Below are 13,668 nucleotides of genomic sequence, written 5' to 3' on the forward strand. Positions count from 1 at the left end.
TATTGTATTCTTTATAACGCTTTTTCATGACTGTGAAAGAATTTGCAGATTGAAGCATAAATTCTGCTTGGATGCTCAAATAAGTGAAATGTCATATCGACCGGTGAACCTTGCTTTTGCTGTTTTCCCTTGAATACTTCAGCATGTACGCTGTACGGATAGGGAGCTCCGGTCATACGCTGCCATATATGAACCGGCACGCCGCTCGGATAGCTTTCAATGGTTTTGTAACGAAGCACTTCCGCTTCTTTTTCAGAAATTCCGTAGCTTTCCGATACTTCTTTTAAAAATTGCTTATAGAAAAATTTATTTTCTTTCTCTGATTCATAATGTGCCTGAAGATCGAGACAAGGATTCAACATTGCGGCTGAGCGGATATGATCCGGGGAAAAACGAAGCAGTTCATCGGCCACGAGAGCACCCATGCCTTCTGCTAAAATATGAATCTTCGGATTGAGGATTTCCTGCTTTAGCACGGAATGTATCAGCTGTTTGGCATAGGTGACCGCTTTTTCTGCACCCCAATGCCTTCCGAACAGATTGCTGTTAAAAAGAGTATATCCTTCATTCCTCAGCATGTTCAGAAGCTGATTTCTTCCGTAATGCTGAAGCCAAAAGCTTGAATTATTCCCGACAAAGTGGGTTCTGTCCCCCAAGATAAAGATGCCGAAGCCGTTCGGGCGATAGGGCAGATGAATGACATTATGCTCCGTTCCCAATTGAAAGTACCTTTCCGTTATTCCCATCGCTTGCCCGCCTCCTTTCACACTTCATCTCACGCTATCTTATGTAAAAAGAAAAGAAACGAATAAGGTAAAGTCCTAGCCTTTTACAGTTTTGGCTAATATACTGATTGATGTTTTTATATTTTACCATTAAAGTGTGACGAATTAGACTCTTTTATCACCTCACTTTCTGCTAAAATTGGATTCCCCCTTCGCTTTTTGTATGGTATGATAACTTTTAGAATAGAATGAGAAGGACGAGGTGGAAACGTGCGATATATTATTGCCTTTATTTGGACGTTCCTTTTATCACATATGGCATGCTACTTGATTGCCAGCATGAACAGCGCTGCGTATAATTTCAAAACATCATCTGTCATTGCTGTTGTACTGTATGTCTTAATCATGGTTTTAGCGGAAATCATGCCTATGAACAAAAATGCAAGCCAGCATTAAAAAGCCAAAAACCCAAAACATTTATTGTTTTGGGTTTTTTCTTGATCACGGCTTTCTTTTATATGTCCACAGCCGATTGTGATTTGATGTTTCAGGGAACATTTCTCCTGCTGACAGATGGATCTTTTGAGGGTTTTTAACCATGCTCCCCGTCTCGCCGATTTCTACGTAGACACCGTTATTAGGCGCTTTCTGCCCGGGCCGGAATTGATGCTGCTGTCCCACTGTTTTTCCTCCTTTTCCTTTTTGCTGTAGTATGCGCCTAAGCGGCTGTGAATATGTTGCCATCAAAAAAACTGCTGAGTCTGGCTCAGCAGTTTTTTGATGATTCCCCTTTGTATAAAATGGCCTTCAGCAATGCTTTTTGCACATGGAGACGGTTTTCCGCCTGCTGGAATACTGCAGAATTCGGTCCGTCAATAATCTCCGCAGTCACTTCTTCCTCACGGTGCGCAGGGAGGCAATGTAAAAATGTATAGTCAGGCTTGGCATGGCTGACAAGCGCCGCATTCACCTGATAAGGTGCAAAGACAGCGAGACGCTCTTGCTCTTCCGCTTCCTGTCCCATGCTGGTAAACACATCAGAATAAATCACGTCCGCCTCTTTTACAGCTTCAACCGGGTCAGCTGTAAGCGTGATAGAAGCGCCTGATTGAAGTGCAGCTGATTTTGCCGCTTCAACTGCTTCATCTAACACTTCGTACCCCTTTGGCGAAGCGATCGAGATATCACAGCCCATTTTCGCGCAGCCGATCATTAATGAGTGCGCCACGTTATTTCCGTCACCGATGTACGCGACTTTCACGCCTTTAAACTTCCCTTTCATTTCCTTAATCGTCAAAAGATCCGCCAGCGCCTGGCATGGATGGTATTTATCCGTAAGTCCGTTGATGACCGGAATGTCAGCTTCTTTGGCAAGCTCCTCTACCTTTTCATGCTCAAAGGTCCGAATCATGATGGCATCCACATAGCCTGACAGCACTCTAGCCGTATCAGCAACAGTCTCACCGCGTCCCAGCTGCAGATCTTTTTGGCTTAAGAAGAGGGCGCTCCCGCCCAGCTGCGCCATGCCGGCTTCAAATGAAACACGGGTCCGCGTTGATGACTTTTCAAAAATCATCGCCAAGGTTTTGCCTTGAAAAATAGGCTGGATTTTGTTTTGTTTCAGCTCACCGGCCTCTGCGAGCAAGGCGTTTATATCCTGTTCACTAAGATCCTTTAACGTTAATAAATCTTTTCCGTATAAACTGGTTTGCGTCACTGTGTGCATGATGCCACTTCCTTTTTATAGAGATCTTTGAGAGAAACAGGCTGCGGATGGCCTGAACCGCTTTGTAAAAACGCCCGCACGGTTTCTTCTTCTGTAAAGACGGTGATGCCGTGCGTCATGGCTTCCAAACGTTCTTTGCGCGCTTCTTCAGAGCCGCACAGATTGATGTGGAGCGTTTTCCCTTCCTGTTCCATCCATGAGGAAAATGTCCCTTCATGAACCGTAAAACCGGCGTTTTCCGCTAACTCCTTCACATCGTCCGGCCCGTTTTGCAAGTAAATGCTTCCTTTTTGATTCCAGGCACGTGTATAGATTTTTTTCAAGGCGCTGTCGGCATCGTATGCTACACACATGCCTTCTCCCGTTGATTTCATTTCCGGCCCTAGCTTGACATCCACATCCTGAATCGCATGAGAAGAAAAAACAGGGAACTTCACGGCAACCCCATGATGATTCTGAACTGCCGGGTTTATATCTTTTAAAGATGCCCCCGCCAGCAGGCGTGTGGCGAGCGGGATCATCGGAACGCCCATTACTTTGCTGACAACGGGAACCGTGCGACTCGCTCTCGGGTTCACTTCAAGAACGAGAATGTTTCCATTGTCGATCACAAATTGGATGTTCATGACACCTTTAAATGAAAGCTTTCGGGCAATTTTTTGCGCGGCATCTTTTATGCCCTGCTTTAGCCCGCTTGTGATGGACGGTCCGGGAAGGATGGCAAAGCTGTCTCCCGAATGGACACCTGCCCGTTCAATATGCTCGGTATATGTTGGAATAAAGACATCCTCACCGTCGGAAATCAAATCAATTTCGACTTCCTTTCCTGACACATACTGATCAATTAAAATCGGATACGGCATGCTGTCCTCACCGTTCAACAACTGAGAAAGCTGGGCTTGCGAGCCAACAATGATCATGCCCATTCCGCCGATGACGTAAGATGGGCGGATTAACACCGGATAGCCGATCTCATCAGCTTTTTCAGCGGCCTCTTCTTTTGTATATGCGATTTCTCCTTTTGCGTGGTTCAATCCAAGCTCATCAAGAAGCTGATAGAATTGATCCCGATCCTCTAACACATCGAGCGTTTCAAACGAGGTGCCGAGAAGGGTAATGCCGGCTTTTTCAAGCGCTTCAGCAGCATTGATCGCGGTTTGGCCGCCGAATTGCACGATTGCAAAATCAATGTTTTCCTGCTCCGCTACGTTTAAAATGTGCTCCGTTGTCATCGGTTCAAAATACAGGCGGTCCGCAATTTCATAATCGGTGCTGACCGTTTCCGGGTTATTGTTGATCATGATGGTTTCGAACCCAAGCTCTTGCAGTGTCAGCACGCCGTGAACAGCACTGTAATCAAATTCAACACCTTGGCCGATCCGAATCGGGCCAGATCCGATAATCAGCGCGCGTTTTTTCTCTTTGCAGCTGATGTCCCCATCGGTCTCTCCGAAATATGTGGAGTAAAAGTAATTTGTTTTCGCATCAAACTCAGCCGCGCACGTATCTACAATTTTAAAGGAAGGCGTAATGCCCATCTCCTTGCGAATCGCGCGCACCTCTTCTTCTGTTTTGCCGATCAGTGAGGCAATCGTTGCGTCTGAAAATCCCTTTTCCTTTGCTTTTTTCAATAATTCAGAAGAGAGATCGCTGCCTGCTTCCATCATGCGGTTTTCCAGTTTGATGATGTTGTCAAAGGTATGCAGGAAAAACGGATCAATTTTTGTTTTCTCATGAATGTCATCAATCGACACGCTGCGGCTCAATAGCTCCATGACAACGAAAAATCTGCGGTCATCCGGAGTAACTGCCAAATCCCACAGCGCTTCAATTGACAAGCCGCTGAGCTCTGGAAGGTGTGTGCCGATATTTTTCAATTCAAGGGACGCGGCTGCCTTTTGTATTGCCGCTTCTAAATTCCGTTCAATCGCCATCACTTCACCAGTGGCTTTCATTTTTGTGCCAAGCTTGCGGTCTGCTTTTTTGAATTTATCAAACGGCCAGCGCGGAAATTTGACAATGACATAGTCCAGCGCCGGTTCAAAGCTTGCGTAAGTCGAGCCTGTGAGCGGATTTTTCAGCTCGTCAAGAGTATATCCTACGGCCAGTTTTGCAGCCATCTTCGCAATCGGATAACCGGTGGCTTTAGACGCGAGAGCCGATGACCGGCTTACACGCGGATTGACTTCAATGACATAATATTGCTTGCTGAATGGATCAAGCGCGAATTGAATGTTGCAGCCGCCTACAACATCAAGTGCTGAGATGATTGTCAGACTAGCTGTCCGCAGCATCTGATAGTCTTCATCCGTCAATGTTTGTGACGGCGCCACAACGATGGAGTCACCTGTATGCACCCCGACCGGATCGATGTTTTCCATGTTGCATACGGTGATGCATGTGTTATTGCTATCACGCATGACTTCGTATTCGATTTCTTTAAAGCCGGCAATGCTTTTTTCCACAAGGCATTGATTGATCGGGCTTGCTAATAGCGCCTGCTTGATCATAGCGGTAAAGGCTTCTTTATCAGGAGCAATTCCTCCGCCCTTTCCGCCTAAAGTGTAAGCAGGTCTGATAATGACAGGAAAACCGATGGATTCCGCAAAGCGGAGGGCGTCGGTCTCGTTATCAACAATTTCACTCTCTGGCACGGGCTGATTCAATTCGTTCATTAACGAACGGAATTTTTCCCGGTCTTCACCTTTTTGTATCGTTTCAACGGATGTGCCGAGCAGTTTGACGCCGTGCTCTTTTAAAACACCCGTTTCTTCAAGCTCCACCGCTAAATTCAACCCGGTCTGCCCGCCTAAATTGGCAAGAAGCCCATCAGGCTGTTCTTTCTTAATGATGGCTGTCAGGCTTTCTGCTGTCAGCGGCTCAAAATAAATTTCATCTGCGAAGGCTTCATCGGTCATAATTGTCGCCGGATTGTTGTTGACGAGGATCACCCGATAGCCCTCCTCCTTCAGCGCGATGCACCCTTGAGTGCCCGAATAATCAAATTCTGCCGCCTGCCCGATGATGATCGGGCCTGAGCCGATTACTAATATGCTTGAAATACTGGTGTCTTTAGGCATGCGCGATTTCTCTCCTTGCTGGTATCACATTCTTTAAATAATCATCAAAAATCCATTCGCTTTCCGCCGGCCCGGGATGGGCTTCCGGGTGAAATTGAACACTCATGACAGGCAGTTTTTTATGGGAAAGCCCTTCAACTGACGTATCATTGACATGATGAAACCTGATCGTGAGCTCTTCTTCATTTATGGACTGTTCATCAACCACATAGCTGTGATTTTGGCTTGTCATGAAAACGCGTTTCGTTTCACTGTCGATGACCGGATGATTTGCGCCCCTGTGTCCGAATGGCAGCTTGAATGTATTCCCTCCGAACGCGAGCGCGATCAGCTGATGGCCGAGACAGATGCCGAGAGTCGGATAACGGCTGACGATGCTTTTGATCTTTCCTAAATACGGCTGAATCGCTTTTGGGTCTCCAGGTCCGTTCGATAACACAATGCCGTCCGGCTTTATATCGTAGACAGCTTCCATTTGCTGATACGGCACCACGGTGACCTTGCAGCCTCGTTTGACAAGTGATGACGCGATGGACTTTTTATAGCCGAAATCGATGAGGGCGATATGTTTATTTCCGTCGCCGAATGTGCTAACTTCCTGTGCGGAAACCTGTTCTGCCACGTTCTCTGGCTGAAGGGCAATCTCAGCTGCTTCTTTAGAGGCTGTGACAGTCGCACCCATCGTTCCGTTTGCACGGATTTTTTTCACGACAGCCCTCGTATCAACATGGGTCAACAGCGGAATGTTCCATTTCTGTAAATACTCCTTGAGACTGTATACCGCTTCATGATGAGAAAAATGATCACACGCCTCGTAGACAACCGCGGCTTTCACTTGAGGTTTCTTGCTTTCAAAATCCTTTTCATTAATGCCGTAGTTGCCAATCAACGGATAGGTAAATACGATAATCTGCCCTTTATATGATGGATCTGTCAGCACTTCCTGGTAACCTGTCATTCCTGTAAAAAAAACAGCTTCTCCCGTGCAGTTTTCATGACCGTCCAGCTCGCCGCTGAACGCTGTTCCATCTTCTAACACTAAATAACCTTCCATCTAACAGCCCACCTCTTGATGAATAATTAATTATAAAAATGAATTTTTATACCTTCATGTCAAAAAAAACTACTGGCTTACAGCGGAATGATGAGCGATTGCCTGTTTCAGCTTGCTGACAGCTTCTGCTATTTCATCCTTTGTCACGGTGAGCGGCGGCAGCAGCCGAATGACGTTCGGGCCGGCCGGCAATACAAGCAAGCCTAATGTCTGCAATTCAGTAATGATGTCAGCAACAGAGCCATCACACTCAATTCCAAGCATTAATCCTTGACCGCGGATTTGTTTTACAAACGGGCTCTTTAGCTCAGCCTTGAGCTGTTCTTTTAAAAACGCCCCTTTGTCAGCAGCCTCTTGCAGAAAGTCAGGCTGGAATACAATTTGCAATGTGGCATTTACAGCAGCCATCGCCAGCATATTTCCTCCGAAAGTCGTTCCGTGAGAACCAGGGGTAAACGCTTCTCCAAGCTGTTTCTTTCCGATGACAGCGCCAACTGGAAATCCGTTTCCCAATCCTTTTGCGACTGTGATGATATCCGGTGAAAGTCCGAAGTGCTCGTATGCGAAGCCCTTTCCCGTCCGTCCGATGCCGGTCTGGATTTCATCAACGATCAGAAGAGCTTGCTTTTCCTTGCAAAACGACTGTACGGCTGTTAAAAATTCAGCGCTTGCCGGATTGACTCCGCCTTCTCCCTGCACTGTCTCAAGCATCACCGCGGCAATGCCGTCTTCCTCTCCAAGAGCCTCAAAAGCGGAAGGATCGTTGTATGGCAGGTAGTGAAAGCCTTCCAGCATCGGGCCGAAGCCTGTTTTGATTTTTTCCTGTCCGGTCGCAGCCATCCCTGCATACGTGCGGCCATGGAACGACTGTAGGAAAGTGATGATTTTCGTTTTCCCGGTTGCTTTTCGGGCGAGCTTTATCGCGCCTTCATTCGCTTCCGCGCCGCTGTTGCAGAAAAAGACGAGATCCCCCGCACTGTGTGCCGCCAGCTTTTGTGCCGCTTGCTCCTGGAGACTGTTTTGAAACAAGTTGGATACGTGCCATACGCTGTCGAGCTGTTTTTTGACTGCTTCTGTAACCGTTTCATGGCAGTGGCCTAGGTTAGATACCGCAATTCCCTGAATGAAATCGAGGTAGGTTTTGCCGTTTTGATCCTCAACGTACGTTCCCTTTGCTTTTTTGATGTCAATATCCCAGCGTCCGTAGGTTTGAAACAAGCTGCTCATGAAACAGCCTCCTTTGCTTTAACAATTTTTGTACCTTGAAAGGTTTGTTCTGTGAAGAATGATCCTTTACCGTTTACGATCATGACTTCAGACACCTGATCCGATAAAGCTGACAAGGCTGAATTGACCTTCGGAATCATCCCCCCTGTGATCACTTCCTGCTTGATCAGCATTTGAACCTCCTCAGGGGTCAGGACGTCAAGACGCTGCTTTTCCTTCATGATCCCATCGACATCAGTGACAAACATCAGCTTATCAGCTTCAAGCGCTCCGGCGACAGCTGAAGCGGCCAGATCGGCATTCACATTCAGCGTCTTGCAGTCTCTCGTCATAGACAGCGGCGCAATAACAGGAATGATGCCCTTTTCCATCAGCGCGGTTACCATGGATGCATCAACCTTTTTGATTTCTCCGACTTCCCCGTATGTTTCCGGATCGAGATAATCCGCCTCCAAAAGACCGCCGTCCTTACCAGAGATGCCTGCAGCACGCAGTCCGTGTTTGGCAAGCTCAGCAACGAAAAACTTATTCACAGAGCCCGATAAAACCATCTCCGCCACTTCTAACACTGGCATCGTTGTTTTCCGCTGTCCTCCTGAAAATTCTGTTTTGATATTTAACCGTTTCAGCATATTTGTGATTTCCGGGCCGCCGCCGTGAACGATCGCCAGTTTCCATCCTGACGCCATCAATTCTTTCAGATTATGAAAAAATTCCTCAGATAGCTCACGGATGACACTTCCCCCGCATTTAAAAACGATTGTTTTCTTCATAATGCTCCCCTTTATTACGTGCGATAGCTCGCGTTAATTTTGATATAGTCATAGGTCAGGTCACAGCCCCACGCTCTTCCGTTCCCGTCCCCTTCATCCATCTTGATGACAATGGTGATTTCATCTCCTTCAAGGTATTCCTTGGCGAGAGATTCAGAGAATGGCCGAGGTTCGTTATGCTTAAACAGGCATTGGCCCCCGAGATAAACCTCTACTTCTTCTGCCGTCACTTGAGCTGCGCTGTGCCCAATGGCTCCGATGATGCGCCCCCAGTTGGCATCTGTTCCGTAGACCGCCGTTTTCACGAGACTTGAGCCGACAATCTTTTTGGCAATCACGTTTGCATCAAGATTGTTTTTCGCCCCGTGCACTTGCGCTTCGATTAGTTTCGTCGCGCCTTCTCCGTCTCTGGCAATCTCTTTAGCCAAATCCTCGCAAGTAAGCAAGAGCGCTTTTTTAAAGATCGGCCATTCTGGATGATCTTCCGTCAGGCACTCGTTTTTCGCGCAGCCGTTTGCCATGACCAAGACCATATCGTTCGTGGATGTTTCACCGTCAACTGTGATTTGGTTAAATGAAATGTCGGTGATTTCACGCAGCGCCTTTTGCAGTGCTTTTTCTTCGATTGCTGCATCTGTTGTGACAAAACCCAGCATCGTGGCCATGTTCGGGTGAATCATGCCCGAGCCTTTGGCCGCTCCGCCGATCGTGACTGTTTTGCCGCCGATTGTCAGCTCATAGCACGTCTGCTTGATCACTGTATCGGTTGTTAATATCGCTTCTTCAAAATCTCCTGATCCCGCAGGTGTTTGTGTCAGCAGCTTGATGCCTGCCTGAATTTTTTCCATGTCTAAATGTTCGCCGATGACGCCTGTTGATGAAACGGCGACAAGCTCCGGCTCAATGCCAAGCTGCGAAGCAAGGCTCTCACGCATTGTGTATGCGTCCTTTATGCCCTGTTCTCCCGTGCAGGCATTGGCAATCGCGCTGTTGACGATGACGGCTTTCAATGCTGCCCCATGTTTTAAGCTGTCTTGTGTAACTTTGATTGGAGCGGCTTGAAAGTGGCTTTGGGTATAAACCGCTGCACTTACGGCCGGTGTCTCGCTGATAATGACGCCGAGATCTTTTTTCGAGTAGCGCAGCCCGCAATGCACGCCCTTTGCCTGAAACCCTTTTGGCGAGGATACATCACCTGTTACTTTTACAATTTGATCTTCACTTAACTGAATCATGGTTCGATTCTCTCCCGTTCTATGGATATATTGGCGTCATGGTGAGTCCAGTCTCTTCATTCCAGCCATTCATCAAATTAAAGTTTTGCACAGCCTGACCGGCGGCACCCTTCATTAAATTATCGATTACCGAAACGATTGTGACTCTGTTCGTTCTCTCGTCGAGGGTAACGGCGATATCACAGAAATTGCTGCCGCACACTTCCTTCGTTTGCGGATACTGCCCTTTTGGCCTTACTCTCACAAAATATGAATCTTGGTAAAATTCCGAATATAAATCATGCAGGTCATCTGCCGATAGATCAGAGGTTAATTGTGTATACATCGTCGCCATGATGCCTCTTGTCATCGGAACCAAGTGAGCCGAAAATGTAATAGGCCCGAGCCCCGGCTGCCATTCTTGCAGCGCCTGTTCAATTTCCGGCGTATGCTGATGTTCATTGACTTTATAAATTTTAAAATTGTCGTTCAGCTCAGAAAAATGAGTTCCCATGGATGCTTTTCTTCCCGCTCCGGAAACACCGGTCTTCGCGTCAACGATAACGAAAGATTCATTGAGCAGTTTCTTTTGAGCCAATGGGGCGAGGCCAAGTAAAACAGCCGTTGGAAAACAACCCGGATTGGCAATGAGTTTCGCCTGTTGAATTTGTTTTTGATTCAATTCTGCGAGACCGTATACCGCCTCATGAATCACTTCCTTCGGTGCCGCTGTCCGTTTATACCACTTTTCATATTCAGCCGGCTCTTGTATCCTCAGATCACCTGACAGATCAATAACCGGAATCCCTGCATCTGCCAGCTGCGGAGTCAATTCACTTGATACCCCGGGCGGCGCAGCAAGAAACATGATATCTATTTCGTGTTTGATCGTATTCATATCAATCGGCTTCAGCTTTTGATCCGCTAAGCTGGCAAGATGAGGATAAACCTCGCTATAGACATTCCCTTCTCCGCTGGATGAATAAAGTATACATTCCTCTGCATGAGGGTGATGTGAGAGAATCCTGACAAGTTCGGTGCCTCCATATCCTGTAGCGCCTACAATTCCTATTTTCAAAACAAGTTCACCTTCTTGGTCTTTGTGAAATTATTTAACATTATAACATGAATAAAAATTAATTCAATCGTATATTTAATATTTTTATTCATTTATAAATTTTCTGTTCAATAAAAAATCCGCTCAAAAAAAACTGCACTGATTCATCAGAAAACGTTGATATGACGCTTTTTTCAGCCACATAAAAAAACAAGCTGACCGCATCAGCCTGTTTTCATCATCATCAATCCGCTCAAAAAATATAGAATAGAGCTTGCATAAAAAATCATTTGTACTGTAAAAAAGTCAGCGAGAAAGCCGCCGAGCATAATGGCTGCTGCTGAAAAAACAGCTGTCCAAAAATGGTAATTCCCAATCTTCTTTCCGCGCTCTCCGCTGTCTGTAAAATTGGCGATCAGCACTTTTTCTCCGTGCTTTTGCATCGCACCAAAGAGCCCTAACAGCACTTGGACGATGTACACTTGAACGACGCTTCCAATATGCGGGACATATAAAAGCAGCACGGCCATTCCCCAAGAGTTTGCAAGCAGAAAATAACGGCTGTCAAACCTTTCAGACAGCCGTCCGAGCAGCGGATAAATGAGCGCTCCGCTCAGCCCGAACAATCCGTAGGAAAAGCCGAACTGCGTGTAGCTTGAGCCGATATTTTTCACAAACAGAATATAAAACGGAAAGATTAAGCTGCTTGCAAAAAATACGCTGCTTTGTGATAATGTCAGCCATTTTAATTTGTTTTTCCCCATTATTTATACCTCTGATAAAAGTAATTCATAAAGCGCTCATCCGGGTCATACGTTCGTTTTTTCTGAAAAAACGCTTCGCTTTTCGGGTATGCCTGTCTCATTTGCGCTTTTGTCTGGTACGTCATATACGGCAAATAATAGCTGCCGCCGTGCTTGATGGCAGCGTCTGTCATGCGCCTGATGATCCGGGCAGTATCTGCCTGGTCTTCTTTTGAAAAGCCCTCGTTTATTAAAAGCACGAGCGAAAACATATCATCCTTCGCATAGGAAAGATCGGCTTTTTCATTTTTTTGCACGTAGCGGATCGTAATGTTCAGCAGATTCAAATCCTCGTCCGTCAGTGTTTGTCTCAGGTCGTCAATATAGGACGCATACTCCTTCACCGGCACAAAGTATTCTTGCAGAACATCTGTGTTGTCATTGTTTTCATATTCGAGAAATGTTGATTCAGACCGCATGACGTTATTGCGTGAGATCTTTGTGCCGTTTTGGCTCAGAAAATAGGATTGCTGTGTGTTCCACAGCCAATGTCTTCCCCATTCATATCGCCTGGACAAGCCGAGTGCAAACTTTGTGAGCCCCGTATACTCGTCTTCTTTGAGATCGCTGTATGATGACAGCTGATCCTGATGATCAGCCAATTCATAATTCGTAACATACATGTCTTCCAGAAATCCTTTTTTCGCTGTTGAAATTCGCGCCAGATGCATTCGGACATCCGGATTTCCTTTTACGTGCTTTGTAAAATAGTCCGCGTATGCACTGTAATTCATTGTTTCAGTCTGCATGACATACAGCTCATCATCCGTCAGCTCAAGCATTACATCAAGAATCACGCCAAAAAGACCGTACCCTCCGATGACTGCCCTGAACAAATCATCTTTTGGAGTGACGGTGACGATTGATCCGTCAGCTTTTAAAAGCCGAAATGATTTGACTGTATCAATCAGCGAGCCGTAGCGGATATCACGTCCGTGGGCATTGGCGCTGAGAGATCCTCCAATTGTAAAAATGTTTTGTGACTGCATGACTTTTACCGCGAGTCCGTATGGATTCACGTATTTCTGGATGTCATTCCATGTCGCGCCGCTTTGCACTCTGATGGTTTTCTTCTCTTGATCGAACGACAGGATTTTGTTGTAGCCTGTCATGTCGAGAACGATGCCGTCCTCATAATATGTATGGCCGCCCATGGAGTGCTGGGCCCCGGCGATTGAGATCTTTATGTTTTTTCGATTTGCCTCTTTGACCGTGTCAATGAGCGTTTCCTCTTCTTGCCCTTTCACTGTCTGCTTAATTTTCACAGGCATCAGGCGGCTCACATCCGCCATCTCGCTTGTGTCTGTTTTTTGATCTGAGTGCACAGAGTACGCAAACAGGGCCGCATACGCGCCAATACAAAGCGCGAATGCAAGCAATTTCTTTTTCATGGCGCTCTCCCTGCTGTTTTTATGACCATTATACCATGTCTGCGCCCTCATTTTTCCAGATTATCTTCTTGCCCGTTTTTCGGCACGGCGGTCAGCGACGATAAAGCAGGCGTGAATCGCGCCCGGCAGCCAAAAGATGCAGGTCAATATGAGATTCAGCAATGCCTGAAACGGTTTTCCCGAAAACAAAACAGCAAGAGGCGGGCATAGGACAGCAAGCAGGTACATCATTTTACCTCACTCCTTTCAGTTGTAAAAAAGGACAGCCTCACAGTAAGGCTGTCCTCTTTTGTTTTGTTTTATTGAATGCCAAGCGCGATTTTCGCGTATCTGGACATTTTGTCTCTTGTCCAAGGCGGATTCCACACAATGTGAACCTCCGTCTCTTTCACTTCCGGAATGTCCGCTAATGCTTTTTTCACTTCATCAACGATAATCGGCGCTAACGGGCAGCCCATTGATGTCAGTGTCATCGTAACGTGCGTTAAGCCGTCTTCATCCATATCAACATCATATACCAAACCAAGATTCACGATATCAACGCCAAGCTCAGGATCAACAACCTGTTCCAGAGCGCCCATGATGTTTTCTTTTAATGCTTCTTCCACGTTCCCTCAC

14 protein-coding genes are annotated in these 13,668 nt (G+C 46.5%); 1 reads left to right on the plus strand and 13 read right to left on the minus strand.

Annotated elements, in window-relative coordinates; all coding sequences use genetic code 11:
• Positions 1-11: 11 nt before the first annotated feature.
• A complete protein-coding gene (locus tag AC0C66_RS13895; protein WP_014113354.1) occupies positions 12-746 on the minus strand; it encodes a hypothetical protein in 735 nt (244 codons plus the stop codon).
• Between the two features lie 249 nt (positions 747-995).
• Between AC0C66_RS13895 and AC0C66_RS13900 the strand changes: the two genes are divergently transcribed.
• A complete protein-coding gene (locus tag AC0C66_RS13900; RefSeq protein WP_003224551.1) occupies positions 996-1,181 on the plus strand; it encodes a YjzD family protein in 186 nt (61 codons plus the stop codon).
• 45 nt (positions 1,182-1,226) lie between these two features.
• Here the strand turns inward: AC0C66_RS13900 and AC0C66_RS13905 are convergent, their stop codons facing one another.
• From AC0C66_RS13905 to AC0C66_RS13960, 12 genes are all read right to left on the minus strand, one after another.
• Complete coding sequence (locus AC0C66_RS13905; protein WP_003224549.1) at positions 1,227-1,406, minus strand: YjzC family protein; 180 nt, start codon at positions 1,404-1,406, stop codon at positions 1,227-1,229.
• An 85-nt stretch (positions 1,407-1,491) separates the two neighbouring features.
• Positions 1,492-2,451, minus strand: a complete 960-nt coding sequence (argF, locus tag AC0C66_RS13910; RefSeq protein WP_061188354.1) for an ornithine carbamoyltransferase — start codon at positions 2,449-2,451, stop codon at positions 1,492-1,494.
• Positions 2,439-5,531: a carbamoyl phosphate synthase large subunit gene (locus tag AC0C66_RS13915; RefSeq protein WP_072183378.1), complete on the minus strand. Its 3,093-nt coding sequence runs from the start codon at positions 5,529-5,531 to the stop codon at positions 2,439-2,441. The genes argF and AC0C66_RS13915 overlap by 13 nt, the downstream gene beginning before the upstream one ends.
• Positions 5,524-6,585, minus strand: a complete 1,062-nt coding sequence (locus AC0C66_RS13920; protein WP_072183377.1) for a carbamoyl phosphate synthase small subunit — start codon at positions 6,583-6,585, stop codon at positions 5,524-5,526. The genes AC0C66_RS13915 and AC0C66_RS13920 overlap by 8 nt, the downstream gene beginning before the upstream one ends.
• A 69-nt stretch (positions 6,586-6,654) precedes the next feature.
• Positions 6,655-7,812 carry an acetylornithine transaminase gene (locus AC0C66_RS13925; RefSeq protein ID WP_072183376.1) on the minus strand — a complete coding sequence of 386 codons (1,158 nt, stop codon included), beginning with the start codon at positions 7,810-7,812 and terminating at the stop codon, positions 6,655-6,657.
• Positions 7,809-8,585 carry an acetylglutamate kinase gene (argB, locus tag AC0C66_RS13930; RefSeq protein WP_472973601.1) on the minus strand — a complete coding sequence of 259 codons (777 nt, stop codon included), beginning with the start codon at positions 8,583-8,585 and terminating at the stop codon, positions 7,809-7,811. Before argB ends, AC0C66_RS13925 begins: the two co-directional genes overlap by 4 nt.
• A 14-nt stretch (positions 8,586-8,599) precedes the next feature.
• A complete protein-coding gene (argJ, locus tag AC0C66_RS13935; protein ID WP_072183374.1) occupies positions 8,600-9,820 on the minus strand; it encodes a bifunctional ornithine acetyltransferase/N-acetylglutamate synthase in 1,221 nt (406 codons plus the stop codon).
• A 19-nt stretch (positions 9,821-9,839) separates the two neighbouring features.
• A complete protein-coding gene (gene argC / locus AC0C66_RS13940; protein ID WP_014113347.1) occupies positions 9,840-10,877 on the minus strand; it encodes an N-acetyl-gamma-glutamyl-phosphate reductase in 1,038 nt (345 codons plus the stop codon).
• A 203-nt stretch (positions 10,878-11,080) separates the two neighbouring features.
• On the minus strand, positions 11,081-11,620 hold the full coding sequence (locus AC0C66_RS13945) for an MFS transporter (protein WP_061188348.1): 540 nt from the start codon (positions 11,618-11,620) through the stop codon (positions 11,081-11,083).
• The gene (locus tag AC0C66_RS13950; RefSeq protein WP_461845702.1) at positions 11,620-13,050 is read right to left on the minus strand and encodes an FAD-binding protein; all 1,431 of its coding nucleotides are present in this window, start codon (positions 13,048-13,050) and stop codon (positions 11,620-11,622) included. The genes AC0C66_RS13945 and AC0C66_RS13950 overlap by 1 nt, the downstream gene beginning before the upstream one ends.
• Before the next feature lie 60 nt (positions 13,051-13,110).
• Positions 13,111-13,281, minus strand: a complete 171-nt coding sequence (locus AC0C66_RS13955) for a YqaE/Pmp3 family membrane protein (protein WP_003232996.1) — start codon at positions 13,279-13,281, stop codon at positions 13,111-13,113.
• Positions 13,282-13,349: 68 nt separating this feature from the next.
• Positions 13,350-13,658, minus strand: a complete 309-nt coding sequence (locus AC0C66_RS13960; RefSeq protein WP_003224525.1) for a metal-sulfur cluster assembly factor — start codon at positions 13,656-13,658, stop codon at positions 13,350-13,352.
• Between the last annotated feature and the right edge of the window lie 10 nt (positions 13,659-13,668).

It is taken from the genome of Bacillus sp. VA13, from assembly GCF_055710085.1.

Excerpts from the sequence above, each read along its gene's own strand:
- AC0C66_RS13920 (WP_072183377.1), bottom strand. The coding sequence starts at position 6,585 with ATGGAAGGTTATTTAGTGTTAGAAGATGGAACAGCGTTCAGCGGCGAG.
- argF (WP_061188354.1), bottom strand. The coding sequence starts at position 2,451 with ATGCACACAGTGACGCAAACCAGTTTATACGGAAAAGATTTATTAACG.
- AC0C66_RS13945 (WP_061188348.1), bottom strand. The coding sequence starts at position 11,620 with ATGGGGAAAAACAAATTAAAATGGCTGACATTATCACAAAGCAGCGTA.
- AC0C66_RS13895 (WP_014113354.1), bottom strand. The coding sequence starts at position 746 with ATGGGAATAACGGAAAGGTACTTTCAATTGGGAACGGAGCATAATGTC.
- AC0C66_RS13955 (WP_003232996.1), bottom strand. The coding sequence starts at position 13,281 with ATGATGTACCTGCTTGCTGTCCTATGCCCGCCTCTTGCTGTTTTGTTT.
- argJ (WP_072183374.1), bottom strand. The coding sequence starts at position 9,820 with ATGATTCAGTTAAGTGAAGATCAAATTGTAAAAGTAACAGGTGATGTA.
- AC0C66_RS13925 (WP_072183376.1), bottom strand. The coding sequence starts at position 7,812 with ATGAGCAGCTTGTTTCAAACCTACGGACGCTGGGATATTGACATCAAA.
- AC0C66_RS13950 (WP_461845702.1), bottom strand. The coding sequence starts at position 13,050 with ATGAAAAAGAAATTGCTTGCATTCGCGCTTTGTATTGGCGCGTATGCG.
- AC0C66_RS13915 (WP_072183378.1), bottom strand. The coding sequence starts at position 5,531 with ATGCCTAAAGACACCAGTATTTCAAGCATATTAGTAATCGGCTCAGGC.
- argB (WP_472973601.1), bottom strand. The coding sequence starts at position 8,585 with ATGAAGAAAACAATCGTTTTTAAATGCGGGGGAAGTGTCATCCGTGAG.